Origin of the sequence: Streptomyces sp. NRRL F-2580 (assembly GCF_000720115.1) — a bacterium.
Lineage (GTDB): Bacteria > Actinomycetota > Actinomycetes > Streptomycetales > Streptomycetaceae > Streptomyces.
Genome location: NZ_JOIR01000142.1, coordinates 1 through 214, shown reverse-complemented (window position 1 = coordinate 214; position 214 = coordinate 1). Strand labels below are relative to the sequence as shown.

1 protein-coding gene is annotated in these 214 nt (G+C 71.5%); it reads right to left on the bottom strand.

From position 1 onward, the window contains the following. Window positions 1–214, bottom strand: a 214-nt coding sequence (locus IF88_RS41820; protein WP_037808970.1) for a homocysteine S-methyltransferase family protein, incomplete at both ends; no start/stop codon positions are given.

Sequence of the window (214 nt, the reverse complement as noted above, 5' to 3'; positions counted from 1 at the left end):
CGTCGTCTCCACCAGCAGCGCGTCCGCGCCGCCGGTGATCAGACCCTCGGCGTTGATCTGGTAGGCGTCACGGATCTGGCCGTAACTGATGTGGCCCAGGGTGGGCAGCTTCGTGCCGGGGCCCATGGAGCCCAGCACCCAGCGCTGCTGCCCCGTCGACGCCGTGAACTCGTCGGCCACCTCGCGGGCGATCCGCGCACCCGCCTCCGACAGC